The sequence below is a fragment of the Escherichia sp. MOD1-EC5990 genome, assembly GCF_002965285.1.
Taxonomy (GTDB): domain Bacteria; phylum Pseudomonadota; class Gammaproteobacteria; order Enterobacterales; family Enterobacteriaceae; genus Escherichia; species Escherichia coli_F.
Genome location: NZ_PTRV01000084.1, coordinates 1 through 426 on the forward strand (window position 1 = coordinate 1; position 426 = coordinate 426).

At 46.2% G+C, this 426-nt stretch carries 1 tRNA gene and 1 rRNA gene; both read right to left on the reverse strand.

Annotation, left to right across the window (positions count from 1 at the left end):
- Positions 1-202: 202 nt before the first annotated feature.
- Positions 203-278: transfer RNA gene (locus BEB42_RS25980), tRNA-Glu, on the reverse strand.
- An 85-nt stretch (positions 279-363) separates the two neighbouring features.
- Positions 364-426 (reverse strand): 16S ribosomal RNA (locus tag BEB42_RS25985); the annotation flags it as partial.

Consider the following 426-nt stretch of genomic DNA (forward strand, 5'->3'; position numbering starts at 1 on the left):
GCTTAACCTCACAACCCGAAGATGTTTCTTGCGATTCATCATCGTGTTGCGAAAATTTGAGAGACTCACGAACAACTTTCGTTGTTCAGTGTTTCAATTTTCAGCTTGATCCAGATTTTTAAAGAGCAAATATCTTAAACATGACTCGTAAGTCATCTTTAACGATATTAAGGTCGGCGACTTTCACTCACAAACCAGCAAGTGGCGTCCCCTAGGGGATTCGAACCCCTGTTACCGCCGTGAAAGGGCGGTGTCCTGGGCCTCTAGACGAAGGGGACGTATCAGTCTGCTTCGCAAGACGCCTTGCTTTTCACTTTTCATCAGACAATCTGTGTGAGCACTGCAAAGTACAGTTCTTTAAGGTAAGGAGGTGATCCAACCGCAGGTTCCCCTACGGTTACCTTGTTACGACTTCACCCCAGTCAT